The sequence below is a fragment of the Simplicispira sp. GW247-4R2A genome (genome assembly GCF_059424465.1).
The window spans coordinates 50,918-77,282 of sequence record NZ_JBWKZM010000021.1; the positions used below are offsets into that span (position 1 = coordinate 50,918).

20 protein-coding genes and 2 tRNA genes are annotated in these 26,365 nt (G+C 64.6%); 11 read left to right on the forward strand and 11 right to left on the reverse strand.

Features of this window, described 5'->3' with window-relative positions; genetic code table 11:
* The first annotated feature begins 26 nt into the window (after positions 1-26).
* Positions 27-812: a peptidylprolyl isomerase gene (locus tag AC07ZH_RS14510; protein WP_495200338.1), complete on the forward strand. Its 786-nt coding sequence runs from the start codon at positions 27-29 to the stop codon at positions 810-812.
* 51 nt (positions 813-863) lie between these two features.
* Here AC07ZH_RS14510 and AC07ZH_RS14515 read toward each other — a convergent pair whose 3' ends face one another.
* The 3 genes from AC07ZH_RS14515 to infA all read right to left on the reverse strand — a co-directional run bounded on the left by AC07ZH_RS14515 (position 864) and on the right by infA (position 2,112).
* Positions 864-1,628 carry an acetyltransferase domain-containing protein gene (locus AC07ZH_RS14515; protein ID WP_495200339.1) on the reverse strand — a complete coding sequence of 255 codons (765 nt, stop codon included), beginning with the start codon at positions 1,626-1,628 and terminating at the stop codon, positions 864-866.
* Positions 1,629-1,712: 84 nt separating this feature from the next.
* Positions 1,713-1,789: transfer RNA gene (locus tag AC07ZH_RS14520), tRNA-Pro, on the reverse strand.
* A gap of 74 nt (positions 1,790-1,863) precedes the next feature.
* A complete protein-coding gene (gene infA, locus AC07ZH_RS14525) occupies positions 1,864-2,112 on the reverse strand; it encodes a translation initiation factor IF-1 (RefSeq protein WP_119107553.1) in 249 nt (82 codons plus the stop codon).
* 276 nt (positions 2,113-2,388) lie between these two features.
* Here infA and asd point away from each other — a divergent pair, with 276 nt between their 5' ends.
* The 5 genes from asd to AC07ZH_RS14550 all read left to right on the forward strand — a co-directional run bounded on the left by asd (position 2,389) and on the right by AC07ZH_RS14550 (position 10,564).
* Entirely contained in the window at positions 2,389-3,255 is an 867-nt protein-coding gene (asd, locus tag AC07ZH_RS14530) for an archaetidylserine decarboxylase (protein ID WP_495200340.1), read from the forward strand.
* A gap of 7 nt (positions 3,256-3,262) precedes the next feature.
* Positions 3,263-5,263 (forward strand): peptidase U32 family protein, encoded by a 2,001-nt coding sequence (locus AC07ZH_RS14535; protein ID WP_495200341.1) that lies wholly within the window; start codon positions 3,263-3,265, stop codon positions 5,261-5,263.
* A 185-nt stretch (positions 5,264-5,448) separates the two neighbouring features.
* Positions 5,449-6,732, forward strand: a complete 1,284-nt coding sequence (locus AC07ZH_RS14540; RefSeq protein ID WP_495200342.1) for an O-acetylhomoserine aminocarboxypropyltransferase/cysteine synthase family protein — start codon at positions 5,449-5,451, stop codon at positions 6,730-6,732.
* Positions 6,733-6,835: 103 nt separating this feature from the next.
* Positions 6,836-8,701 (forward strand): diguanylate cyclase, encoded by a 1,866-nt coding sequence (locus tag AC07ZH_RS14545; protein WP_495200343.1) that lies wholly within the window; start codon positions 6,836-6,838, stop codon positions 8,699-8,701.
* Between the two features lie 198 nt (positions 8,702-8,899).
* Entirely contained in the window at positions 8,900-10,564 is a 1,665-nt protein-coding gene (locus tag AC07ZH_RS14550; protein WP_495200344.1) for an L-lactate permease, read from the forward strand.
* On the opposite strand, the gene egtB is transcribed toward AC07ZH_RS14550, so the two are convergent.
* From egtB to purL, 5 genes are all read right to left on the reverse strand, one after another.
* Positions 10,542-11,822, reverse strand: a complete 1,281-nt coding sequence (gene egtB, locus AC07ZH_RS14555) for an ergothioneine biosynthesis protein EgtB (protein WP_495200345.1) — start codon at positions 11,820-11,822, stop codon at positions 10,542-10,544. The two genes, AC07ZH_RS14550 and egtB, sit on opposite strands and share 23 nt — an antisense overlap.
* A 13-nt stretch (positions 11,823-11,835) precedes the next feature.
* Positions 11,836-12,753, reverse strand: coding sequence for an L-histidine N(alpha)-methyltransferase (gene egtD, locus AC07ZH_RS14560; RefSeq protein WP_495200346.1), 918 nt, complete (start codon positions 12,751-12,753; stop codon positions 11,836-11,838).
* 146 nt (positions 12,754-12,899) lie between these two features.
* Complete coding sequence (locus AC07ZH_RS14565) at positions 12,900-13,490, reverse strand: OmpW/AlkL family protein (RefSeq protein WP_495200347.1); 591 nt, start codon at positions 13,488-13,490, stop codon at positions 12,900-12,902.
* A 108-nt stretch (positions 13,491-13,598) separates the two neighbouring features.
* Entirely contained in the window at positions 13,599-14,585 is a 987-nt protein-coding gene (locus AC07ZH_RS14570; protein WP_495200348.1) for a DUF808 domain-containing protein, read from the reverse strand.
* 114 nt (positions 14,586-14,699) lie between these two features.
* Positions 14,700-18,743 carry a phosphoribosylformylglycinamidine synthase gene (gene purL / locus AC07ZH_RS14575; protein ID WP_495200349.1) on the reverse strand — a complete coding sequence of 1,348 codons (4,044 nt, stop codon included), beginning with the start codon at positions 18,741-18,743 and terminating at the stop codon, positions 14,700-14,702.
* Positions 18,744-18,914: 171 nt separating this feature from the next.
* Here purL and map point away from each other — a divergent pair, with 171 nt between their 5' ends.
* The 3 genes from map (at position 18,915) to AC07ZH_RS14590 (ending at position 23,224) form a co-directional block, all read left to right on the forward strand.
* Entirely contained in the window at positions 18,915-19,730 is an 816-nt protein-coding gene (gene map, locus AC07ZH_RS14580; RefSeq protein ID WP_495200350.1) for a type I methionyl aminopeptidase, read from the forward strand.
* Between the two features lie 63 nt (positions 19,731-19,793).
* On the forward strand, positions 19,794-22,424 hold the full coding sequence (locus AC07ZH_RS14585; RefSeq protein ID WP_495200351.1) for a [protein-PII] uridylyltransferase: 2,631 nt from the start codon (positions 19,794-19,796) through the stop codon (positions 22,422-22,424).
* A gap of 350 nt (positions 22,425-22,774) precedes the next feature.
* A complete protein-coding gene (locus tag AC07ZH_RS14590; protein WP_119107538.1) occupies positions 22,775-23,224 on the forward strand; it encodes a universal stress protein in 450 nt (149 codons plus the stop codon).
* Between the two features lie 39 nt (positions 23,225-23,263).
* Here AC07ZH_RS14590 and def read toward each other — a convergent pair whose 3' ends face one another.
* Positions 23,264-23,803 (reverse strand): peptide deformylase, encoded by a 540-nt coding sequence (gene def / locus AC07ZH_RS14595; protein WP_495200352.1) that lies wholly within the window; start codon positions 23,801-23,803, stop codon positions 23,264-23,266.
* Between the two features lie 71 nt (positions 23,804-23,874).
* On the opposite strand from def, the gene AC07ZH_RS14600 reads away from it, so the two are divergent.
* Positions 23,875-24,309, forward strand: a complete 435-nt coding sequence (locus AC07ZH_RS14600; protein ID WP_495200353.1) for a YbaN family protein — start codon at positions 23,875-23,877, stop codon at positions 24,307-24,309.
* A 47-nt stretch (positions 24,310-24,356) separates the two neighbouring features.
* Positions 24,357-24,432 (forward strand) — tRNA-Asn (locus tag AC07ZH_RS14605).
* Here AC07ZH_RS14605 and AC07ZH_RS14610 read toward each other — a convergent pair.
* Positions 24,391-25,965, reverse strand: coding sequence for a recombinase family protein (locus AC07ZH_RS14610; RefSeq protein ID WP_495200356.1), 1,575 nt, complete (start codon positions 25,963-25,965; stop codon positions 24,391-24,393). The genes AC07ZH_RS14605 and AC07ZH_RS14610 overlap by 42 nt on opposite strands.
* Positions 25,962-26,365: hypothetical protein (locus tag AC07ZH_RS14615; protein WP_495200354.1), on the reverse strand; the 404-nt coding region annotated here is incomplete at its 5' end. The genes AC07ZH_RS14610 and AC07ZH_RS14615, both read right to left, overlap by 4 nt.

Below are 26,365 nucleotides of genomic sequence, written 5' to 3' on the forward strand. Positions count from 1 at the left end.
CACCCCTTCCACCTTTTGGATTTCGAATGAAGAAACAGCTTTTGTCCGGCCTTGTGGCCGCAGCCTTGCTGGGCACCGTGGCATTGCCTGTGGCAGCCCAGAACATTGCCGTAGTCAACGGCCAGGCCATCCCCAAAGAGCGCGCCGATGTGCTGCGCCAGCAGGTTGAGCGTTCGGGCCGCCCCATCACCCCCGAGCTCGAAAAGCAGATCAAGGACGAAGTGATTGCACGCGAAATCTTCCTGCAGGAAGCCGCCAAGCGCAATCTCGACAAGGACCCTGATTTCAAGGTGCAGATGGAACTGGCCCGCCAGACCATTTTGATCCGCGAGCTGTTTGCCGACTTCCAGAAGAACAACCCCGTCACCGACGCCGAAATCAAGGCCGAGTACGACAAATTTGTCGCCGCCAACAGCGGCAAGGAATACAAGGCCAGCCACATCCTGGTCCCCACCGAGGCAGAAGCCAAGGCGATCATCGCCTCGATCAAGAAGGGTGCAAAGTTCGAAGACATCGCCAAGAAGCAGTCCAAGGATCCAGGGTCGGGCGCCAAGGGTGGCGACCTCGACTGGGCCAACCCCAGCAGCTACGTCTCGGAATTCACCGAAGCACTGATCAAGCTCCAAAAAGGCCAGATGACGCAGGCCCCGGTCAAGACCCAGTTCGGCTGGCATGTGATCCGCCTGGACGACGTGCGCCAGGCCCAATTGCCCAAGCTGGAAGACGTCAAACCCCAGATCGCACAGCAGTTGCAGCAGCAGAAGCTCGCCAAGTTCCAGGAAGATTTGCGCGCCAAAGCCAAGATTGAATAAACCCGGTTTCGCGCTATTCAAAAACGCGGCCTCGGCCGCGTTTTTTTATGGCTAACGGCCAAGCAACCAGCCAGTGGCGAGAAGCACCCCAATCATCACCGGCTGGTGCACCATGTAGTACGACAGGCTCCAGCGCCCAAGCAGCGCCAACGGCGATGCCACGGCAGGCACCGGTGACACCAGCCAGCGCCGCTGGTGCACGAGCAACCACTGCCCTGCCGCCAGGCCCCACCACACAACACCCAGCCAAGGGAGCAACGGCACATAGTCTTCGGTGATGGGTTTGCGGGTAATCAGTCCCAGCCAGTTCAGCGACCGCGCATCCAACGCGCCCGCCAGGTGGGCAAAAGGCCCTGTCAGCATGGCATGCGCCACCAAGGGCAGCAACAAGGCCAGCAAGCCCGCGGGCCACAGCCACCGCCCCCAGCCCATGCTCAGCCGTGCAATCAGCAGCATGACCACCATGCCATGCAGCACGCCAAAATAAATAAAGCTGCGAGGAAACATCAGCCAGGAGCCAGCCGACACCAGCAGTGCGCAGCCCGCTATCTGCCGCCAGCGGCGAAAAAAGCGCTCCCACCCGAGCGAGCGCGACTGTGCCACGGCCTGCCCAAGGCCGGCACAAAACAGGAACAGGCTGACGATGGCGGTGCGCTGCCACGTCCAAACAGGGTTGCTGTAGAAGTCCTGGTGCCACCAGCCGAAGTGGCTCAGGTCAAAGCAGAAATGGAACACCGTCATCCACACCATTGCGAGGCCGCGCAGGGCATCAATGGCATCGTAGCGGTCTATTCGGGGATCGGGCAATGTGGGCATGGGCCATTCGCAGCAGCAGGATGCGAATTGTCGTCTGGACAAGAAAAAAGGACTTGCAGCGCATGCTGCAAGTCCTCGGTTCGGTGGTCGGAGCGGCGGGATTCGAACTCGCGACCCTCTGCTCCCAAAGCAGATGCGCTACCAGGCTGCGCTACGCTCCGACAGCTAGTATTCTAACCTGCGCCATGAGCATCATTTGCGGCAAAAGACCCATAACGAAAAGAAATTTACAGCGTCAACGTTGCGATGGGCCAGGACCACGCCCTGCCAGGTGGCGGAAGGTGATGCGGCCTTTGGTGAGGTCGTAGGGCGAGAGTTCGAGCGAGACCTTGTCGCCCGCCAGAATGCGGATGTGGTGCTTGCGCATCTTGCCGCCGGTGTAGGCGATGAGTTGGTGCCCGTTGTCCAGCGTCACGCGAAAGCGCGAGTCAGGCAACACCTCGGTGACGCTGCCCTGCATTTCAATGAGTTCTTCTTTGGCCATTTTTCAATCTCTGGTAAACGATTTCATCCATCGGCGCTGCGGCACCCGCCACCGCGTGCGCCGCCTGCTCGGCGTGAGCAGGCCTCTGTGCATTGCGTTCGGGGGGTGCTGCACCCGCAGCGCAGCTCGGTGGGAAGGCCGGCGTGACGGCTTCAATGGACAGGCTGGGCGCAAGCCCTGAGCCCTCTATTGTAGCGTGACATACCCTGTCTGACTACACAGTCACCGCAGCCTGCTCTATAGAATCGCCCGCCACACTCGCCATCCCTGCCCGCCATGTCCGACTCGCTCGCTGTCTCCCTCCAGTACCTGTTGCCCAAACAGGCGCTGACCGCACTCGCCGGCAAAATTGCCTCGGCCCGCGCAGGCTGGTTCACCACCGCCCTGGTGCGTGCCTTCGTCTCGCATTACGACGTCGACATGACCGAGGCAGAACATGCGGACCCGTCGGCCTACCCCAGTTTCAATGCCTTTTTCACGCGCGCACTGCGGCTGGGCGCGCGGCCGATGTCGGCGGCCGAATGGGTCTGCCCGGTGGATGGCGCCATCAGCCAGTTCGGCGCCATCGAGCAGGACCAGATTTTTCAGGCCAAGGGCCACCACTATTCGACCACCGCACTGCTGGGTGGCGATGCTGCGCTGGCCGCGCGTTTCAACAATGGTCGGTTCGCCACCATTTACCTGAGCCCGCGCGACTACCACCGCATCCACATGCCTTGCGCCGGGCGCTTGACCCGCATGGTGCATGTGCCGGGCGACCTGTTCTCGGTCAACCCGGTCACCGCGCGCGGAGTGCCGGGGCTCTTTGCGCGCAACGAGCGCGTGGTGTGCGTGTTTGAGGGGGCGCAAGGCCCATTCGTCATGGTGCTGGTGGGCGCCACCATTGTGGGCAGCATGGCCACGGTGTGGCACGGTCTTGTCAACCCGCCACGCACGGGCGTGTTGCGCCATTGGGATTACCCGGAAGGCAAAGTCGTGCTACAGAAGGGGGAGGAAATGGGGCGCTTTCAGCTTGGCTCCACCGTCGTGCTGCTGTTCCCGAGTGGCCCCTTTCACTTCAGCGCCCACTGGGAGAGCGGGGGCGCCGTGCGCCTGGGTCAAACCATGGCCGAGCGCAGCACAGGAGCGGGGGGCGCCGGATAATCCGGCCATGTCCCTGCAACCGCACCAGATCGAACTGCTCTCTCCCGCCCGCGATGCCAACATCGGCATCGCGGCCGTGAACCACGGCGCCGATGCCGTCTACATCGGCGGCCCTGCCTTTGGCGCACGCGCCACGGCAGGCAATGACATTCGCGACCTTGAACGCCTGATCACGCACGCGCACCGCTTTGGCAGCCGCGTCTTCATCACGCTCAACACCATCCTGCGCGACGACGAACTGGAGGGCGCACGCCAAATGGCCTGGCAGGTCTACAACGCGGGCGCCGATGCACTCATCATCCAGGACATGGGCCTGCTGGAGCTGGACCTGCCGCCCATCCAGCTGCACGCCAGCACGCAGACCGACATCCGCACGCCTGAAAAGGCGCGCTTTCTGCAAGACGTGGGCCTCTCCCAGATCGTGCTCGCGCGCGAGCTGACGCTTCAACAGATTGCTGCCGTGCGCGCCGCCACGGACCCAGAGCGCACCTCCATTGAGTTCTTTGTTCACGGCGCGCTGTGCGTGGCCTATTCCGGCCAGTGCTACATCACCCATGCCCACACCGGGCGCAGCGCCAACCGGGGCGACTGCAACCAGGCCTGCCGCCTGCCCTACCAGGTGACGGACGACAAGGGCCGCTTCATTGCGCACGACAAGCACGTGCTGTCAATGAAAGACAACAACCAGTCGGACAACCTGCGCGCCCTGATCGACGCCGGCGTGCGCAGCTTCAAGATCGAGGGCCGCTACAAGGACCTGGGTTACGTGAAGAACATCACGGCGCACTACCGCACGCTGCTGGACGCCATCATTGAAGAGCGCGATTGCTCGGGCCAGCCGCTTGCGCGCTCGTCCAGCGGCAGCACGCGCTTCTTCTTCACGCCCGACCCCAACCAGAACTTCAACCGCGAGTTCACCGACTACTTCGTCAACGGCCGCAAGGACGATATCGGCGCCTTCGACACCCCCAAGACACCAGGCCGGGCCATTGGCTGGGTCACCAAAGTGGGCGCGGATTTTGTCGAGCTGGAAACCAGCAGCGCCGAAACGGTGCTGCACAACGGCGATGGCCTGTGCTACTACGACCTGCAAAAGGAGCTGGTCGGCATGGCGATCAACCGCGCCGAACCGGTCTCAAGTCGCAGCGCCAACCAATGGCGCGTGGTCCCCAAAGACCCCATTGCCGAGCTGAAAGATCTGCGCAGGGGCCTGGAGATCAACCGCAACCGCGACATGGATTGGGTGCGCATGCTGGACAAGAAGTCCAGCGAACGGCGCATCGGCCTGTGGGTGCAACTGGCCGAAACCACGGATGGCTTTGAACTGACACTGACCGACGAAGACGGTTTTTCCGCCAGCGCGCGCATTGCACAGCCACACCAGCCTGCCAGCGACATTGCGCAAGCGGAAACCACGCTGAGCGAGCAGCTGGACCGCTTTGGCAGCACGATTTTTTCGGTGCACGGCATTTCCTTGCACCTGTCGCAGCCCTGGTTTGTACCGGCGTCAAGCCTCAACCCACTGCGCCGCGACGCCGTCGCTGCACTGGAAGCCGCCCGCGCCGCCGGCCTGCCACGCCTGCCACGCGCGCAGCCCGTAGAGCCGCCCGCGCCCTACCCCGAAGACACGCTGAGCTACCTGGCCAACGTCTACAACAGCCGCGCGCACGACTTCTACCAAAAGCACGGCGTGCGCGTGATTGATGCAGCGTACGAAAGCAAGGAAGAGGAAGGCGAAGTCAGCCTGATGATCACCAAGCACTGCGTGCGCTTCAGCTTGAGCCTGTGCCCCAAACAGGCCAAGGGCGTGATTGGCGTCAAGGGAACCATCAAGGCCGAGCCGCTGCACCTGATCAATGGCAAGGAAAAGCTCACCCTGCGCTTCGACTGCAAGCCCTGCGAAATGCACGTGGTCGGCAAAATGAAGCGCTCGGTGCTGAACCAGCATGCGCAGGAGATGGCCGAGAAGCCCCTGCAGTTTTACCGCACGCGGCCCATCAGCGCTTAATTGCTCCTGATTAGATAGCTGCAGGCGCAATACAGGAAAGCGTTAGCGGCCATTTTTATTATATTTTTCCGCACCACAGCGCGCAACATGACCTTATAGCCAGGATGTCGTTCCCGCCAAGGCACGGCGCTGCAACAATGGCGGCTCACTGCCCCCCGATTTCGCAACCCCCTCGGAGACCCTTGATGAAGCTCGAAACCCTTGCCGTCCACGCCGGCTACAAGCCCGACCCTACGACCAAGTCCGCGGCCGTCCCACTCTACCAAACGACGGCCTATGCCTTCGACAACGCACAGCACGGCGCCGACCTGTTCGACCTGAAGGTAGCCGGCAACATCTACACCCGCATCATGAACCCGACCACCGACGTGCTGGAGCAGCGCGTGGCTGCACTCGAAGGCGGCGTGGCGGCCCTGGCACTGGCGTCTGGCATGGCGGCCATCACCGCGGCCATCCAGACCATTGCCGAGGCGGGCGACAACATCGTCTCGGCCAGCACGCTCTATGGCGGCACCTACAACCTGTTCGCCCACACCTTCCCGCAGCAGGGCATCGAGGTGCGCTTTGCCGACCCGCGCGACCCGGCGAGCTTTGCCAAGCTGATCGACGCGCGCACCAAGGCGGTGTTCTGCGAGTCCATCGGCAACCCGCTGGGCAACGTGACCGACATCGCCGCGCTGGCCAAGGTGGCGCACGGCGCTGGCGTGCCGCTCATCGTCGACAACACCGTGCCCAGCCCCTACTTGTGCCGCCCCATCGAGCACGGCGCCGACATCGTGGTGCATGCGCTCACCAAGTACATGAACGGCCACGGCAACAGCATCGGCGGCATCATCGTGGACAGCGGCAAGTTCCCCTGGGCAGAGCACAAGGCCCGCTTCAAGCGCCTGAACGAGCCCGACGTGAGCTACCACGGCGTGGTCTACACCGAGGCGCTGGGCGCAGCCGCCTACATCGGCCGCGCCCGCGTGGTGCCGCTGCGCAACATGGGCGCCGCCATCTCGCCGTTCAACGCCTGGCTGACGCTGCAGGGCATCGAAACCCTCCCGCTGCGCATGGACCGCACCTGCGACAACAGCCTGGCACTGGCCAAGTTCCTGCAAAGCCACCCCAAGGTGGAATGGGTGCGCTATGCCGGGCTGCCCGACCACCCCGACCACGCGCTGGCGCAGCGCCAGATGGGCGGGCGAGCTTCGGGCATCTTGAGCTTCGGCCTCAAGAGCAGCGACGCTGACCCGCGTGCCGCCGGCGCGCGCTTCCTCGACGCGCTGGGCCTGTTCACGCGCCTGGTGAACATTGGCGATGCCAAGTCGCTGGCGACGCACCCGGCCTCCACCACGCACCGCCAGCTCGACGCCGCCGAGATGGCCAAGGCCGGTGTCAGCGAGAACATGGTCCGCCTGTCGGTCGGTATCGAGCACATCGACGACCTGCAGGCCGACTTGGCACAGGCGCTCGACAAAGTGTAAAACCTGTTCACGGTCCAAGGGGGCACAGGGTCTGGCGCGGGCGCCTCGCAGGCCTTTGTCCTTTTGGCCCATCGGCCCGCAATTGTTACAATAATGTAACAACATGCGCTTCGCCTCCCCTTTCCCACGCCAGCCCCTTCGGTGGCTGTTGGCCATCGCGTGGGTACTGGTCACTTTCGCGGCCTTTGCCGCAACCTCCCACGCGGAGGTCTTCGATGTGGCCCGGCCTGCGGCAGCGCCTGCGAAGCTGACGCGGTGGCTGGACCTGCTGGAAGACCCCAAAGGCACGCTGACCCTGGAGCAGGTTCGCTCGCCTGCCCTGGCCGCACAGTTCGCCCCCAGCGCAGAAAGCGGCGAAGCCCTGAATTTCGGCATCACACCCGCCACCTGGTGGCTGCGCCTGCGTTTGTCCAACACTGGCGACGCGCCGCAAGAGCGCTGGCTGGAAGTGGCCTACGCACGCCTCTCGCACCTGGACTTTTATGCACCCACCGCAGAGGGTGGTTACCGCACCCTTCGTACAGGCACCACGGCACCTTTTGAGAGCCGCGGCTACCTGAACCGCAATTTCGTCTTTCCCGTCGCCCTGTCCGCGCACACCGAACAGACGCTGTACCTGCGCGTGGCCTCCACCACGGCCTTTATCGTGCCCGTGCGGCTGTGGGAGCCGGCCGCCTTTCATGCCTACGAGCGCAGCGACTACGCCGCGCAGGCCTGGTACTTCGGCATGGCAGCCGCCATGGTGCTCTACAACCTGCTGCTGTTCTGGCGGCTCAAGGACTGGCTGTACCTGCTGTACTGCGGCTTTGCACTTGCCATGGCCTTTGCGGTTGCAGGGCAGAATGGGCTGGTCAAAGAGGTTTTCCGGCTGGAATCGCCGCTTTGGTCCGATGTGTGCACCTCTTTCGGCTACTCCTTCGCCATTGCTGGCGGCATGCTGTTTTTGCGGCGCATGGTGGAAACACGCCGCATGGTGCCCCGGCTTGATCCCTGGCTGCGCGGCTTCGTCGCCTTCTTTTACCTGAGCCCCCTGCTGTTTCTGGTCACGGGCCAGACGCTGATCAAACCCGCCGCCGTGCTGTACGTGCTGGCCATGGCGGCGATGCTGGGGGTGGCGGCCTGGTCTGCCTGGTTGCGCCAGCGAAGCGCGTACTTCTTCCTGGGCGCTTTCACGCTGCTGGGTCTGGGCGCGGGCGCCAATGCCTTGCGCGCCATGGGCCTCATGCCCACCAACGCCGTCACGGCGAACGCCATGCAATTTGGCTCGGCGCTGGAAATGCTGCTGCTGGCACTGGCGCTGGCCGACCGCTTCAACCAGATGCGCCGCGAGCGGGCGGCCATGCAGGCCGAACTGCTCGCCACACAGAACACCCTGATCGAGACGCTGCGCAGCAACGAGCAGCGCCTGGAAGCGCATGTGGCCGAGCGCACCCTCGCCCTGGAAGCCGCCAACCACCAGCTCGAAGCCCTGAGCCGCACCGATGGCCTCACGGGCATCGCCAACCGGCGCCGGTTTGACGAGGCACTGGCCAGCGAATGGGCACGCTCGCAGCGCAGCGGCAAACCGCTGGCGCTGGCCATGATCGATATCGACTGGTTCAAGGCCTATAACGACCACTATGGCCACCTGGCGGGCGACGATTGCCTGCGCGGCGTCGCCGGTGTACTGGCCAGGTGCGCCGCGCGCAGCACCGACCTGGTGGCACGCTACGGCGGCGAGGAATTCGCCATCATTTCACCCGGCACCACGGCGGCGCAGATGCAGACCGTGGTGCTGAAGATTCAGCATACCCTGGCAGCCATGGCGCTGCCGCATCCCCCCACACCGAGCGGCTGCGTCACGCTGTGTATCGGCGTGGCGGCGCGCGTGGCCCAGGCAGGCGAAGCGCCCGAAAGTCTGGTGGCGGCGGCCGACCGAGCGCTGTACCAGGCCAAGGCAAGCGGACGCAATCGGGTGGAGCTGGGTTAACCACCGGCCAAGCCGGACTGTGCACCAACAGTCTTTACGCGATTGCAGCGCCGTGCAGGGCTGAAAAAATATTCACGGGCTATTGATGCGGTTTCACGCCACAAACATCCCGTTTTTCTTACATTCTGCTACCGCCTTTTCCATGCCATCGGCCACCCCGGCCAGCACCCGGCGGGAACTTCACAACGAGAGGCAAGCATGACGACCTGGCAACAAATCTACGACCCCCTGGGGAACCCATTGATTTCCACGGTATTGGCCGCAGTCCCGGTAGTCGTCATGCTGGTTTGCCTCGGGTTTCTTCACATCAAGGCGCACATCGCTGCCGGCCTGGGCCTGCTGGCGGCGCTGCTGGTGGCCATCTTTGCCTATGGCATGCCGGCCGGCATGGCAGGGCGCGCCGCGCTGTTTGGTGGCTTCACTGGCCTGCTGCCGATTGGCTGGATCGTGCTGAACATCATCTTCCTGCAACAGCTGGCCGAGCAAAACGGCAGCTTCAAGATCCTGCAGGACTCGCTCTCGAGCATCACCGAAGACCGGCGCCTGCAACTGCTCTTGATCGCGTTCTGCTTTGGGGCGTTCTTCGAAGGCGCTGCCGGCTTTGGCACGCCGGTGGCCGTGACCGCAGGTATCCTGATTGGCCTGGGGTTTTCGCCCCTGGCGGCGTCCGGTCTGAGCCTGATCGCCAACACGGCGCCCGTCGCCTTTGGCGCCTTGGGCACGCCGGTGATCACACTGGCCAAGGTGCACGGCTACGATCTGATGGAAGTGACCGCCATGATTGGCCGCCAGTTGCCGCTTTTTTCGCTGATGGTTCCGTTCTGGCTGATCTGGGCATTTGCCGGGCGCAAGGCCATGATGGAAATCTGGCCAGCCATTCTGGTCACGGGCCTGTCGTTTGCCATTCCGCAGTACCTGGTGTCCAACTTCATTGGCCCAGAGCTGGTCGACATCATTGCGGCCATCACCTCGATGGTGTCGTTGGTGTTGTTTTTGCGCGTGTGGCAGCCCCGCAAGATCTGGACGTCCCCTTCGCTCAGGGGCCACGACGCAAGCGCCAGCGAGGCCAAGCCACCTCAGCCGCTGGTGCGCCACAGCCGCGCCGCGCTGGTGCGTGCCTGGACACCCTGGGTGATTCTGTCGGTGTTCGTGTTCGTCTGGGGTCTGCCGTCCGTCAAAGGCTGGCTCAACGGTATTTACGCGCCAAACTTTCCCATGGCGGGGCTGCACAACCTGGTCGAAAAAATGCCGCCCGTGGTGTTGAAGCCGACCAAAGAAGGCGCCGTCTATGCCCTGAACCTGCTCTCGGCCACCGGCACAGGCATCCTGCTGGCGGCCATCGTCAGCGCGCTGGTCATGAAGTACAACCCGGTCGAGATCGTCAGAACATTCTTTCGCACACTGTGGCTGGTTCGCTATTCGCTCCTGACCATCGTGCTGATGCTGGCGCTGGGCACGCTCACGCGCTACTCGGGCACCGACACCACGCTCGGCCTGGCGTTTGCCCACTCCGGCGTGCTCTATCCGTTCTTTGGTACGTTGATGGGCTGGGTTGGCGTGGCCATGACGGGTTCGGACACCGCGTCGAACGTGCTGTTTGGCGGCATGCAGAAGGTGGCAGCCCACCAACTGGGTCTGTCACACAACCTGATGGGCGCTGCCAACAGCTCTGGCGGCGTGATGGGCAAGATGATCGACGCGCAGTCCATCGTGGTCGCTTCCACCGCCACGCGCTGGTTCGACCACGAAGGCGACATCCTGCGCTATGTGTTCTTCCACTCGATCGCACTGGCCTGCCTGGTGGGTCTGTACGTGACGATGCAGGCCTATGTGTGGCCCTTCACGCTGATGGTGGTGCATTGACAGGATCGCGCGCGAGCCGCAATCCGCTGAATTGCCAGCGGGCTGTGGCGGGAAAGAAGTTGCGATAAGTGGGCCGTGCATGTCCGGCAGGCGTGGCGCACGAACTGCCGCGCAGCACGTACTGGTTGACCATGAACTTGCCGTTGTATTCGCCCACCGCCCCTTCGGCGGTGCGAAAACCGGGGTATGGCGCGTAACTCGACTGCGTCCACTGCCAGACTTCGCCAAACAGCTCGCGCAGGCCGTTGCCGGCTGCCGCCTGGGGCTCGATCCGAGAGCGCGGCGCACTGGCCTGGGCCAGCAAGGCAGGCGCGAGAGGCACAGCGGGCGCGGCAGCCGCTTCCCACTCGGCCTCGGTGGGCAGGCGGGCGCCGGCCCAGCGCGCATAGGCATCGGCTTCAAAGTACGACAGATGCGCCACCGGGGCGGGTGGCGTGAGCGGTTGCTCGCCGTGCAGGCCAAACTGGGTCCAGCCGCCCTCCTTCGCCGCTCGCCAGTACAAGGGGTGCGCGATGTGCTGCGCCGCCAGCCAGTCCCAGCCCTCGGCAAGCCAGAGCTCGGGCCGCGCGTAGCCACCATCGGCGATGAAGGCCGCGAACTCGCCTTGGTTCACCAGCCGCTCGCCCAGCGCGTAGGGCGCCAGGTAGGTGGTGTGGCGCGGCAGCTCGTTGTCAAAGGAAAAACCGGCTCCGGCATGGCCGACCTCCACCAGGCCGCCAGCGCATTCCACCCAGTCGAGCGCGGACGGAACCGCCGGTGCATCGGCCTGCGGGCACGCATCGCGGTAGGCCGGGGCCATGGGATTGCACGAGAGCAGGTGCAACATATCCGTCAGCAGCAATTCCTGGTGCTGCTGCTCGTGCTGCAGGCCCAGTTCCACAAGGCCTTGCAAAGCTGCGTCGCCCCCTCGCCGCGCCAGCAAAGCCTGTATGCGCTCGTCCACGTTGGCACGGTAGGCCAGCACCTCGATGAGCGCTGGCCGGGTCAGCAGGCCGCGCTGCGGCCGCGGGTGCTTGGCGCCCACGCCGTTGTAATAGGAGTTGAACAGCACCCGAAACGCCGGGTGGAAGGGGCGAAAACCCACCTCGTTCGGCTCCAGAACAAAAGTTTCGAAAAACCAGGTGGTATGCGCCAGGTGCCATTTGACCGGGCTGGCGTCGGGCATGGACTGCGCGCAGCAGTCTTCGGCGGACAGCGGCTCGGCCAAGGCCAGGCTGTGGCGGCGCACCGCCGCAAAACGGGAGAGCAGATCGTTCATTTGCGCTTCGCTTTCAGGGCTGGGCGTGCACCACGGCAAACCACCCGCGCGCATCCTGCCAGGCGCGTGCGCGGGCGAAGCCGGCCTGCGCCAACAGGTCGCAGAAGCGGTCCAGCGGGTATTTGTAGCTGTTTTCGGTATGGATGCGCTCCCCCATTGCAAAGGCCCGCGCACCGCCTGGCCAATGTACATCAACCGGAACGCAAGCTTCCAGATGCATCTCGATGCGCGACTCCTCGGGGTTGAAGAAGGCACGGTGGCGCCAGTCATCGGTTTCGAAATCGCTGCCGATCAGGCGATTGAGATGCGCCAGCACATTGCGGTTGAACTGCGCCGTCACGCCTTGCGCGTCGTCGTACGCTGCTTCGAGCACGGCCACATCCTTGGGCAGGTCGATGCCGATCAGCAGGCCGCCATCGTCCCGCGCCAAGGCGCGCATCTGCCGCAGCAAGGCGAGCGCACTCGGCGGGTCAAAATTGCCGATCGACGAGCCCGGATAGAACACCAGGCGCGGCGCGGCCGGCAAATCGTCTGGCAGATGGATGCCGCGTGTGATGTCACCCCCCAACGCACGCGCATCCATCGCCGGAAAGCGCGCCCCCAGCCGCTGAACCGCTTCGCTGAGGTAATCGGCCGAAATATCGACACCCACAAAACAGCGCGGCGCAATCAGCCCGCAGAGCACCGCCGCCTTCGCGCAACTGCCGGCGCCGGGCTCGATCAGGGTGCAGCCGCTGCCAATGGCGCGGGCAATCTCCGGGCCAGACTGCTCAAGAATGGCGTGCTCGGTGCGCGTCGGGTAGTACTCGGGCAACTGCGTGATGGACTCAAACAGCTTGGAGCCACGCTCGTCGTAAAAGTACTTGGGCGAAATACGGGCTGGCGTGCGCGTAAGGCCTTCGATGATCTCGGCGTGGCGGGGCTCATACATGGGTAGGCAGGGTTTTGTGGGCAGAATCGGCGAACCATTGTGACGGCACGCTGTCTCCTGCCGTGTAAGCCGTCGCTGCGGCCCCTGGTGCCAGTCAACAAAAGGGCCGGGAGTGACCGGCCCTTTTGCGCAGCGCTGGCCCTTCGTTAAAAGCGCCAGCCCACGCCGACGCCAAACAGCACCGGATCGACCTTGAAGGTTCCGACCTTGACGCCGCCCGCACTTACATCGGTACCGATGTAGACCTTCTTCAGGTCCAGGTTGAGGTACAGGTTGTTTTGCAATGGAATGTCCACCCCCACTTGCAGCGCCGCGCCGAAGCTGTTGCGATCGATGTCCACGCCCGCGGGGGCATGCACGCTGCTGAAACGCGTGTAGTTCAAGCCTGCCCCCACGTAGGGCTTGAAACCGCCCAGGTCGTGGTGGTACTGCAGCATCAACGTCGGCGGCAGGTGCTTGAGCGAACCGATGGCGGTATCGCCCGAACTCAGGGTGTGCTTTTGCGGCACCGAGAGCACCAGCTCAGCGGCCAGGTTCTGGTTGAAGAAGTAGCTGACGTCGATGTCGGGCATCCATTTGTTATTCACCGACAGGTTCAGACCGGTACTGTCCTTGTTGGCACTGTCCAGATGCAGGGCGCGCACGCGCACCATCCAGGGGCCTTCGGCCTGCTGGGCAAAGGCCGAGCCGCAGGCCAGGGCGCACAGAGCGGCCGCTGCGAGAAGATTCTTTTTCATGCTCAATTCGAAGGTGGCACGGGGTATTCCCGTACTGGAATTAAGCCTATTTTTTGTAGGGCTAATACTGCTTCACATCAAATGCACGGGTTTTCCCTAGCGAACGGCTCAAGCGCGGCGCGGTGAGCGCAGCCGCTGGATCAGCGCCACCACCGCCAGCACCACCGCGCCCGCAAGCACGCCCACGCCGGCGTTGAGCAGTTGTGCGGCCAGCGTTGCCCACACATGGCCCAGCGGTCCGATGACCGTGCGCGCAGCCAACGCGTCGATGGCCTCGGCCACGGCGTGCACGCCGTGCACCAGAATGCCGCCGCCCACCAGAAACATGGCCGCCGTGCCCACCACCGTCAGGCCCTTCATCAGCCAGGGCGCGGCGCGCACGATGGCATCGCCCAGGCTGCGGGCGGCACTGCTGGACTTGCGGCTGAGCCACAGCCCCAGATCATCGAGCTTGACGATGCCCGCCACCAGGCCATAAACGCCCACCGTCATCACCACGGCAATGGCCGAAAGCACCGCCAGGCGCTGGCCAAACGGCGCAGTCGCCACGGTGCCCAAGGCAATGGTGACGATTTCGGCGGAGAGGATGAAGTCGGTGCGCACCGCGCCCTTGACCTTGTCTTTCTCGTACGCCACCAGATCAATCTGGGGATCGGCGTTGGCGCGGACATGGCCTTCGTGCTCAACCTTGTCCTGCTGGCGGCTGTGCAGCAGGCGGTGGGCAACTTTCTCGAAACCTTCGTAGCAAAGAAAGGCGCCGCCGACCATGAGCAGCGGCGTCACGGCCCAGGGCGCAAAGGCGCTGATGGCCAGCGCCAGCGGCACCAGGATCAGCTTGTTGAGGAACGAGCCCTTGGCCACGGCCCAGACCACGGGAATCTCGCGCTCGGCGCGCACACCACCGACCTGCTGTGCGTTGAGCGCCAGGTCGTCGCCCAGCATGCCAGCCGTCTTTTGTGCCGCCACCTTGGTCATCACGCCCACGTCGTCGGCAATGACCGCGCTCTTCTTGGCGGCCACCTTGGTCATCAGCGCCACGTCGTCGAGGATGGTGGCGATATCGTCAAGCAGCGTCAGCAGACTGGCTCCGGCCATGGGAATCCTTGTGGGTCAGGTGAAGGTCAGAGATTTTGATAAAAATACGCCTCCAGCGCATGTAGGACATGCGCTGGTAGCTATATTTTTAATAGTGAATCGGCTAAAAGGCGCTCAACCCACCCAGCGCCGCGCGTTGCGCCACAGGCGCATCCATGGGCTGGCGGCGTCCAGGCCGCCGGTGGCCGCCAGGTCCGTCCAGCTCATCTGCACGTTGCGGAACACCCGCTCCGGGTGCGGCATCATGGCCGTGAAGCGCCCGTCCGCCGTGGTCACCGCCGTGAGGCCACCGGCGCTGCCGTTGGGGTTGAAGGGGTACTGCTCGGTCTCCGCGCCGTGGTGGTCGACAAAGCGCATGGCGGCGATGGCCTGGGACGCGTCGCCGCGCTGCGCAAAGTTGGCATAGCCCTCGCCATGCGCCACGGCAATCGGCAGGCGGCTGCCCGCCATGCCGGCGAAGAACAGGCTGGGGGATTCGAGCACTTCCACCAGCGACAGGCGGGCTTCGAAGCGCTCGCTCTGGTTGGTGGTGAAGCGCGGCCAGTGCTGTGCGCCCGGGATGATGTCGGCCAGTTCGGCAAACATCTGGCAGCCGTTGCACACGCCCAGGCCAAAGGTGTCGCCGCGTGCAAAGAAGGCGGCGAACTGCTCGGCCAGACGCGGGTTGAAGGTAATCGACCGCGCCCAGCCAATGCCGGCACCCAGCGTGTCGCCATAGCTGAAGCCCCCGCAGGCCACCAGGCCGGCAAAGTCTTGCAGGTCGGCGCGGCCGGCTTGCAGGTCGGTCATGTGCACGTCGACCGCCTCGAAGCCGGCCTGGGTGAAGGCGTAGGCCATTTCCACATGCGAGTTCACGCCCTGCTCGCGCAGCACGGCCACGCGTGGGCGCGCGCCATGCACAAAGGGCGCGGCAACATCCTCGCTCGGATCGAACGTGAGCTGAACGTGCAGACCCGGGTCGTTGGCCAAACCACGGCTGGCGTGCTCGGCGTCGGCGCAGTCGGGGTTGTCGCGCTGCTGGCAGATCTTCCAGCTCACGCTGTCCCAGACCTGGTGCAGGTCGTGCAGGCTGGCCGAGAAGACCTCGCGCGTGTCGCGCCAGACGCTGAGCTTGTTTTTGCCGACATCAATCGCCGAATGCTCGGGCCGGGTACTTCCCACCACGTGCGAGAAGCGCGAGAGGCCGTGCGCGCGCAGGGTTTGCAGCACCGCGTCGCGGCTGGGGGCCGCCACCTGCAGCAGCACGCCCAGTTCTTCGTTGAACAGCGCCTTGAGCGCCAGCTCGTCGCGCCGCACGCTCATCTGCTGCGCCCAGTTCTTGGCGTCGCCCGCTTCCATGCGGCTGTCGTTCACGCCGTCGCCTTCGGTGAGCAGCATGTCGATGTTGAGCGCCACGCCCACCTGCCCGGCAATCGCCATTTCAAAGGCGGCGGCGAACAGGCCGCCATCGCTGCGGTCGTGGTAGGCGAGAATTTTTCCCTCGGCGCGCAGGGCATTCACCGCAGCGACGAGGTTCTTCAGGTCTTGCGCATCGTCCAGGTCGGGCACGGCGCCGCCGCTCTGGCCCAGGGTCTGCGCGAGGATGCTGCCGCCCATGCGCGCCTGGCCCTTGCCCAGGTCGATGAGGATCAGCGTGCTGTCCACGTCCCGCGCGAGCTGCGGCGTGAGCGTGCCGCGCACGTCCGGCAAGGTGGCAAAGGCGGTGACGATCAGGCTGACCGGCGAGACGACTTTTTTCGCCTCACCCTCATGCGTCCACTGCGTGCGCATCGACAGGCTGTCCTTGCCCACGGGGATGGAAACGCCCAACGCGGGGCACAGCTCCAGCCCCACAGCGCGCACCGTATCGTACAGCGCGGCGTCTTCGCCCGGTTCGCCGCACGCCGCCATCCAGTTGGCTGACAGTTTGACGCGGGCCAGATCGATGGGCGCGGCCAGCAGGTTGGTGATGGCTTCGGCCACCGCCATGCGGCCCGAGGCCGGCGCGTCGAGGGAGGCAATGGGCGTGCGCTCGCCCAGCGCCATGGCTTCGCCGGCGAAACCGGCGTAATCGGCCAGGGTGACGGCGCAGTCCGCCACCGGCACCTGCCAGGGGCCGACCATCTGGTCGCGGTGCGTGAGGCCGCCCACGGTGCGGTCGCCAATGGTGATAAGAAAGCGCTTGGACGCCACCGTCGGGTGGCTCAGCACATCGAGCGCGGCCTGTTGGAGCGCCACGCCGGTGGCGTTCAGCGGCTGGGCGGTGCGCGGCACGCGGGTCACGTCGCGGTGCATCTTGGGCGGCTTGCCGAGCAACACATCCATGGGCATGTGGACGGCTTGCGCTGCCTCGGGCAAGGCGGCGCCGGGCGCCAGCGGCACGCCAGCGCCCACCACCAGTTCGCGCGCCTCGGTGGTCACGCCGACCACGGCAAAGGGGCAGCGCTCGCGCTCGCAAAAGGCCTCGAACTGCGCGAGCGACTCGGGTGCGATGGCCAGCACATAGCGCTCCTGGCTCTCGTTGCACCAGATTTCGCGCGGCGCCATGCCCGTTTCTTCCAGGGGCACGGCGGACAAGTCAAAGCGCGCGCCGCGCCCCGCGTCGTTCACCAGCTCCGGGAAGGCGTTGGAGAGCCCGCCCGCGCCCACATCGTGGATCGCCAGAATCGGGTTGCCTGCGCCCAGCGCGGCGCAGTGGTTGATGACCTCTTGTGCGCGCCGCTCGATCTCGGGGTTGCCGCGCTGCACCGAATCAAAATCGAGTTCAGCGGCGTTCTGGCCGGTGGCCATGGAGCTCGCAGCGCTGCCGCCCATGCCAATGCGCATGCCGGGGCCGCCGAGCTGCACCAGCAGCGAGCCGGCCGGGAATGCGATTTTCTGCGTCAGCGCGCCGTCAATGCTGCCCAGACCGCCGGCAATCATGATGGGCTTGTGGTAGCCGCGCTGCACGCCATCCACTGAAGCCTCGTACTCGCGAAAGTACCCCAGCAGGTTGGGCCGGCCAAACTCGTTGTTGAAGGCCGCGCCGCCCAGCGGCCCCTCGGTCATGATCTGCAAAGGGCTGGCGATGTGGCCGGGCTTGCCGCCTGCCGCATCCGACAGGCCGCCCCAGAGCTTGGACACCGTGAACCCCGTCAGCCCCGCCTTGGGCTTGGAGCCGCGCCCGGTGGCGCCTTCGTCGCGAATCTCGCCGCCAGCGCCGGTCGAGGCGCCGGGGAAGGGCGAGATGGCCGTGGGGTGGTTGTGCGTTTCCACCTTCATCAGCACATGCCGCAAGGAACTCTCTTTTTCATAGCTGGTTGCGCTAGCCCCACCTGCGCTAGAGGCCGATTTGGCTTGAAATTTCTCGACGACGCCGCCTTCCATGACCGAGGCGTTGTCCGAGTACGCCACCACCGTGTGCTGGGGATTCGTCTTGTGGGTGTGGCGGATCATGCCAAACAGGGTCTGATCCTGCGGTGCGCCGTCGATGGTGAACTGGGCATTGAAGATCTTGTGGCGGCAGTGCTCGCTGTTGGCCTGCGCAAACATCATCAGCTCGACATCCGTCGGGTTGCGCCCCAAAGTGGTGAAGGCCTGCACCAAATAGTCGATTTCGTCGGCTGCCAGCGCCAGTCCCCACTGGGTGTTGGCGGCCTCCAATGCAGCACGGCCACCAGCCAGCACGTCCACCTGCGCCATCGGCTGCGCGGGCAGCTCGGTGAACAGCGCACGCGCCGCGTCCAGATCGGTGAACCACGATTCGGTCATGCGGTCGTGCAGCAGCGCACCCACCTGGGCGATCTGGCCGGCGTCCAGCGACTTCGTACCGCCCAGCAGGCCCGAGCGCAACGTGATGCGGTATTCGGTCACGCGCTCGATGCGGCGCACGTCCAGCCCACAGTTGTGGGCAATGTCGCTGGCCTTGGAGGCCCAGGGCGAGACGGTGCCCAGGCGCGGCGCCACGACGATGGCCTGTCCGGCGTCACCGCCCTCGAACGGCTCGCCATAGGTCAGCAGCGCCGCGAGTTGCTGCGCCTGCGCCGGGGTGGGTTCGCCGGGTGTCGCCACCCAATGCACGTAGCGTGCGCGCACCGCATCTATGCGCGGCTCAATGCCCTGGAGTTGCGGCAACAACTGGCGCGCACGGAAAGGGCTCAGGGCGTTGCCGCCCACAAATAGGGTCAGGTGCAGAGTCACGGTGGCAGCGTTCTGATGGGAAGAAAGACGGGGCGAGCCGGGCAGCTCCGGCGCACTGCAATCTGCAGGCGCCAAAGCTGGCTATTTTAAAGGGGGTGTCAATACGCGCTGGCTGGGACGACAAAACCCGCACTCAGCGCAAAAAAAGGCCCAATGGGATAATTTCACCTTATGAGCATCACCATCAAAAGCGCCGAGGACATTGCCGGCATGCGCATCGCCTGCCGCCTCGCGTCCGAAGTGCTGGACGCCATTGCGCCGCACATCCAGCCTGGCATTACCACGCGCCGAATCGACGAAATCGCTGCCGCCTGCATGGCCGAACAAGGCACCATCTCGGCCACCATTGGCTACCAGCCGCCCGGCTACCCACCCTACCCGGCCTCGCTGTGCACCTCGGTCAACCACGTAGTCTGCCACGGCATTCCGAACGACAAGCCTTTGAAGAAGGGCGATATCGTCAACGTGGACGTCACCGTCATCACGCCAGAGGGCTGGTACGGCGACAACAGCCGCATGTATTTGATAGGCGAGTGCTCGATTGCCGCCAAGCGCCTCTCGGCCATCACCTATGAAGCCATGTGGCACGGCATCCTGCAGGTCAAACCTGGCGCCCACCTGGGCGACATCGGCCACACCATCCAGAAGTTTGCCGAAGGGCAGGGCTTCTCGGTGGTGCGCGAGTTCTGCGGCCACGGCATCGGCAAGCGCTTCCATGAAGAGCCTCAGGTGCTGCACTATGGGCGCCCGGGCACGCTGGAGAAGCTGGAGCCCGGCATGGTCTTCACCATCGAGCCCATGATCAACGCCGGCCGGCGCGACATCAAGGAATTCGGCAACGACGGCTGGACCATCGTCACCAAGGACCACAGCCTCTCGGCCCAGTGGGAGCACACGATCCTCGTCACCCCCACCGGCTACGAGGTGATGACGCTCTCGGCCGGTTCGCCGGCGCTGCCCGATTTCGTTACCGCCACGGCCACCTGAGGCGCTGGGCGCAGCTGGCGTACTTGGGAGCGGTTTGCGCACGCTTCTTGCTTTGCTCATTGCATGAACCTGCCCCCTCCTCCCGCCTCCACCACGCCCAACCTGCCGGCCCTGCGCGAGGCCTACCGGCGCGACAAGGCCGCCTTGGTGGCAACCCTTCTTGTGCCACTGCCAACGGTGCGCGGCATTCGTGGACTGCTGCGCAAGTTCACCCGGTTGGCCGATGCCTTGCTGCAAACGCTCTGGAAGGCCAGCGCCCTGCCCCCTGGCCTGGCACTGCTGGCGGTGGGTGGTTTTGGCCGCGGGCAACTGCTGCCCTATTCGGATGTGGACGTGCTGGTGCTGCTGCCCGACGGTTCGCACGCAGCGCTGAGCACCGACACCCGCTCGCGCGTGGAAGACTTCATCCGCAACTGCTGGGACGCGGGGCTGGAAATCGGTTCGAGCGTGCGCTCGGTGCAGGAATGCCTGCAGGAGGCGGCCGGCGACGTGACGGTGCAGACCTCGCTTCTGGAGGCGCGGTGCATCTGCGGCAGCGCAGCGCTGTTCGGGCGCTTCGAGCGGGAATTTCGCGCGTCCATTGACCCACGCGCCTTTCTCACGGCCAAGACGCTGGAGCTGCGCCAGCGCCACAACAAGTACGAGAACACCGCCTACGCGCTGGAGCCCAACGTCAAGGAGTCGCCCGGCGGGCTGCGCGACCTGCAGACCATCCTGTGGGTAGCCGACGCGGCAGGCCTGGGCCAGGGTTGGCGGGCACTGGCGGACAGCGGGCTCGCCACACCCTACGAAATGCTCCAGATCGAGCGCAACGAGGCGGTGCTGCTGCTGATCCGTGCACGCCTGCACGCCATTGCCGGGCGGCACGAAGACCGGCTGGTGTTTGACCTGCAAGCCACCGTGGCCGAAGCCTTCGGTTACCGCAGCGTGTCCGAGGGCGGCTCGCGCCTGCCCATGCGCGCGAGTGAGACCCTGATGCGGCGCTACTACTGGGCCGCCAAGGCGGTCACGCAGCTCACGCAGATCCTGCTGCTCGATATCGAAGACCGGCTCAATCCGCCGCAGACGCCACCGCAGCCCATCGACGAGCGCTTTCTGGACAAGGGCGGAATGATCGAGGTGGCAAGCGACGATCTGTACCAGCGCGACCCGCACGCCATCCTCGAAACCTTCTTGCTGTTCCAGTCGTCGTCGGCATTGCAAAACCTCTCGGCGCGCACGCTGCGGGCGCTGTACGGCGCGCGCAGCGTGATGAACAGCGCGTTTCGCGACGACCCGGTGAATCGCGCGGCCTTTCTGCGCATCCTGCAGCAGCCGTCGGGCATCACCCACGCCATGCGTCTGATGAACCAGACCTCGGTGCTGGGGCGCTACCTCTGGCCGTTTCGGCGCATCGTGGGACAGATGCAGCACGACCTGTTCCACGTCTACACCGTGGACCAGCACATCCTGATGGTGCTGCGCAATGTGCGGCGCTTCTTCATGGCCGAGCACGCACATGAGTACCCGTTTTGCTCACAGCTTGCCGCTGGCTGGGACAAGCCCTGGGTGCTCTACATCGCCGCGTTGTTCCACGACATCGGCAAGGGGCGCGGCGGCGACCACTCGCAGATCGGCGCCGTGGCGGTGCGGCGCTTTTGCCGCCAGCACGCGATCGACCGGGCGGATGCGCGTTTGATCGAGTTCCTCGTGCGCGAGCACCTCACCATGAGCCGCGTGGCGCAAAAGGAAGACCTGAGCGACCCCGATGTCATCGGCGCCTTTGCGCAGCGCGTAGGCAACGAGCGCTACCTCACTGCGCTCTACCTGCTCACCGTGGCCGACATCCGCGGCACCAGTCCCAAGGTCTGGAATGCGTGGAAGGGCAAGCTCCTGGAAGACCTGTACCGCGCCACGCTGCGCGTGCTGGGCGGGCGGGCGCCCGATGCCGCAGCCGAAGTCGAGGCCCGCAAGCGCGATGCCCTGGTGCTGCTGGCGCTCAGCGCTCTGCCGTTCGACGCGCACAAGGCGCTCTGGGCGACACTGGATGTGGGCTATTTCATGCGCCACGAGGCCGCCGATATCGCCTGGCATACGCGGCATCTCTCGCGCCACGTGGGGAGCAGCAAGCCCGTCGTCAGCGCGCGCCAGTCGCCAGCGGGCGAAGGCCTGCAGGTCCTGGTCTACACCGCCGACCAGAACGATTTGTTTGCCCGCATCTGCGGCTATTTCGACCAGGCGGGGTTTTCCATCCTCGATGCGCGCATTCACACCACGCGCAACGGCTATGCGCTCGATACCTTTCAGGTGGTGAGCGACGCCCTGCCCGGCCACTACCGCGAGCTCACCCACCTGGTGGAAAGCGGCTTGATGCATGCCTTGCAAGATGCGAGCCCCCTGCCCGAGCCAGGGCGCAAGCGCGTCTCACGCCGGGTGCGCCATTTCCCCATGGCGCCGCGGGTCACGTTGCGCCCGGACGAAAAAGCCCAGCGCTGGCTGCTGGGCGTCTCCGCCAGCGACCGCTCTGGTTTGCTGTACTGCATTGCCCGTGTGCTGGCGCGCCACCAGCTCAGCGTGCAGTTGGCCAAGGTCAGCACGCTCGGCGAACGGGTGGAAGACACGTTTCTGGTGCAAGGCTCCGAGCTGCAGAACAACGCAGCGCAGATCCGCATCGAAACGGAACTTCTGCAAGCCCTGGCCGGCGATGGCACCTGAGCGCGCAACACCTTGAAAACTATGTTTTTGATAGCTGCTTGGGCTTTATGCACAAGCGCTATCGGCTATTTTTCCAAATATTATTGAGCGTCAGCTCCTGTTGGGAAACTGGGGCTACCATCGCCCACAGGCAGTGGTGCCCAACCCGCCTTTGGCCAGCCCATCTTGTCTTGTGAACTCTGCAGCGCCGCGCCACCGCTGCGGCAAGCTGCGCCAGGGACGCATGGCCAACTCGATTTCTGCATGAAACGTGAACGCGAAGGTGAAGCGCAGACGGTACAGACGTACGGCAAGCGAAACCGACAACGTGCACGTTTGATCTGGAAATGAAGCAACAAGGACTTTCTCGCATGTTCCAGCACCTGCTCGTCCCCACAGACGGCTCTTCCCTCTCGCGCAGCACCGCCATCGAAGCCGTGCGCTTTGCCAAGGCGGCTGGCGCCAAGATCACCGGTTTTCATGCCATGCCCGAGCTACGGCATATGACGCAGCACCCGGGCCTGCCCACCGACACACGGGCCAATTTCGAGCGCCAGGCCCGCGCCGAAGCCAATGCGGCACTCGACTTCGTCAAGGAGGCCGCGCAAGCCCAGGGCGTGGTTTGCGACACGGTCATGGTGGCCAGCGACCAGCCGCACGAAGCCATCCTGCGCGCGGCACGCGACCGCGATTGCGATCTGATCGTCATGGCCTCGCACGGCCGGCGCGGCATCGAGGCCATGCTGATCGGCAGCGAAACGCAGAAAGTGCTCACGCACAGCAAGATACCGGTGCTGGTCTGGCGCAGCAACCGGGGCTGAAAGCCTGGCTTGGCGGCGGGCGGCACAGGCCAGGATGTATCAATCCTCCGCGTCCAATGCCAGCCCAGGAAACAGCACCTCGGTGAAGCCCAATTGCGCCAAATCGCGCATGCGCATCGGGTACAGCACGCCCACCAGATGGTCGCATTCGTGCTGCACTACGCGTGCATGGAACCCCTGCACCGTGCGATCGATGGGCGCGCCCTCCAGGTCGAATCCCTGGTAGCGCACGCACTGCCAGCGCGGCACGCGCCCGCGCAGACCTGGCACCGACAAACACCCTTCCCAGTCGTCTTCTTCTTCGCTGCCAAGTGGCGTCACGACAGGGTTGAGGAGCACCGTTGGCGGAATCCGCTCACGATCGGGATAGCGCGGATTGGCCTCATGCGAGCCAAAAATGACGACTTGCAGGTCCACACCGATCTGCGGCGCCGCAATGCCCGCGCCGCTTGCCGCGCGCATGGTGTCCTGCATGTCCTGAACGAGGGCATGCAATTGGGGCGTTCCCCAGCCCTGCACGGGCCGTGAGACCCGCAGCAGCCGTGGGTCGCCCATCTTGAGAATTTTCTGAATCGCCATGCGCTCTTCCTGTCTTGCCAATAGGGCTGTGCCGATTGGCGAGAATACCGCGACGCACTGCACATTCCTGCATGAACGACGATCTGCCACCCGCCCCCGGTATTCCACCGCCGCCAAGCTTGCCGCCGGTGCCGCGCGCCGCGCGCTGGCTGCTGCATGGGTTTGCCGTGCTGTGCCTGGCGCTGGGTGTCATTGGCATTTTCTTGCCGGGCCTGCCCACGACGGTGTTCATCCTCATGGCAGCGTGGGCCGCGGCGCGCAGTTCCCCGCGCCTGCACGAGTGGCTCTGGTACCACCGCCTTTTCGGCCCCATGCTGCGTGACTGGTCGCGCGGCGGCTGGGTGAGCCGTCGGGCCAAGTGGCACGCCAGCGTTGTCATGGCGCTGTGCGCGGTGGTGCTGTTCCTGACCGTGCAAAAACTTTGGATCCCCATCGTGGCGAGCAGCAACATGGCTGTGGTGCTGATCTGGCTGTGGTACCGACCAGAACCTCCGCCGCCGCAGTGAAAACTACCCGGACCGCACCCAATTCCTGTATATAATCTGAGGCTTGTTCCTCGATAGCTCAGTTGGTAGAGCGCCGGACTGTTAATCCGTAGGTCCCTGGTTCGAGCCCAGGTCGAGGAGCCAATTATTCGCACTGTGAACCGTCGAACGATGGTTCAGCTGCACCAGGCATTCGGGGTGATAGTCCACCAGGACTTCTGATTCCCCCACCGTGATCTCTTTCACGAACGATCCGACGAACTCGCGCAGCTTCTTCGGGTCATTGCACTCCAACACGATTCCACGCAAGGCCTCAGCGGCTTCGTCTGGATCTGCTTGCGGCCCGCTACCTGGCGATGCCTGCTCGTTCTCCAGCTCGATGAGCCCCCCCTCCAGGCGTTTTATGCGCTCGTTCAGGTCGCGCAGCCGCGCGGTGAGGTCGCCCAGGTTGGGGGCGTCTTTGCCGTGCAGTTCCAGGATGCCGTAGAGGTTGCTGCGCGACTTTTCTGCGCCGCGCAGCTCGGACACCAGCACGGCGCGGCGTTCCTGGCGGGCCTTGGCGCGTTCGCCGTGCAGATCCTGCGCCTGGGCAATGATGTCCGCCATGCGGTCGGGCGTGATGACGCGATCGAGCAGCTCGACCAGCATCCATTCGTCGAACAGGTCGGCCCGGATACGCGATGCGCTGCAGCAGTGTTTACCCACCAGGCCATCGCGACAACCGTAGTAGTGGTAAACCCTGCCACGCCCGGTGCCGCTGCAGGTTTGCAGACTGGCGCCGCAGGTGCCGCAGCGCAGCAGGCCCGTGAAGGCGTGAATGCTTCTGGGCTGGCCGCCCACGTTGGCGGGTTGTCGGTTTTGCATCATGGTCTGAGCCCTTTCAAAGTCTTCCGCGCTGACCAGCGCCGTATGGCTGGCCACGCGCACCCAGTCTTCACGTGGGTTTTCAATGCGGCCTTTGCCAATGCGGTTGAACACGGTGAAGCCGGCGTACACCTCGTTTTTCAGCATGTAGTTCACCGTGTTTTTGGCCCAACGCTTGCCGCGCAGCGTCAGCCCCTGCGCATTGAGCTGCACGGCAATCATCTTGGTTCCCATGCCCTGCAGACCCATGGCGAAGATGGCGCGCACCGCGGCGCCCTCGGTCGGGTGCACGCCCAGGCGCTTGCGTTTGCCGTCTGACACCACCGTGTAGCCGAAGGGCACGCGGCCCCCAAGAAAGCAGCCATCGCGCGCGGCCTTGAGCATGGATCGGCGGGTATCGCTCGACACCTGGCGCGAATAGCGCTCATCGATGAGCGAGCTGATGGCGTCGGAAAACCAGCCGTCATCTGTTCGGATGTCGACTTCGGAGCTGGAATAAATCAGCCGTGTGCCGTAGCGCTCGAGCACGCCTTTGTAGTGGCCGGCCTGCAAGTGGTTGCGCGCGAAGCGGCTGGACGCCCAGCAGATGAAGTAATCGACCTCCATCACGGCGCAGTAGTTCAGCGCGTCCTGAAACGCAGGGCGTCGGTCGGTGGTGCCAGAGATTCCGCCGTCGATGAACACCTTGGCCACCGTGGCGCCCAGCGCCGCCGCCTTGGTGCGGCAGTGGTCCACCTGGCTCTCTACCGGCAGCCCATCGTCGGCCTGCCGCTTGGTGCTGACGCGGGCGTAAATGATGGCGCGCTTCGTCATGTCTGCACTCTACGGCGCGCGGCCAGCCGGCGTATGTGAGACGGGCTCAATTCCTCACCAATGTCGCGGCGCACGCGCTCGCGGATCTCGCGGTGGCTCACGCCCATGTCCACCAGCGTCTCGATGAAGCGATTGCGCTGGAAGCGCAGGAAGCTCGAATAGCGGCGCAGCTGCACCTCGATCATCGATTCGGCGTCGCTTCGCATCTCAGCCGCAGCATCAAGCCGGCGCCAGAGCCGCATGAAGGCGTCGTAGCCCAGATCGTGGGCGATTTCGAGCCAAACCGCTGGCAGGCCCATGTCAAAAAGTTCGCGAAATTTTGCTTCTTGCCAAAGTTCTGAAGGGGTGCATTCATCCAGGTACCCTCCCCCCCCTGGCAAATGGAATGATTCGCATTGCC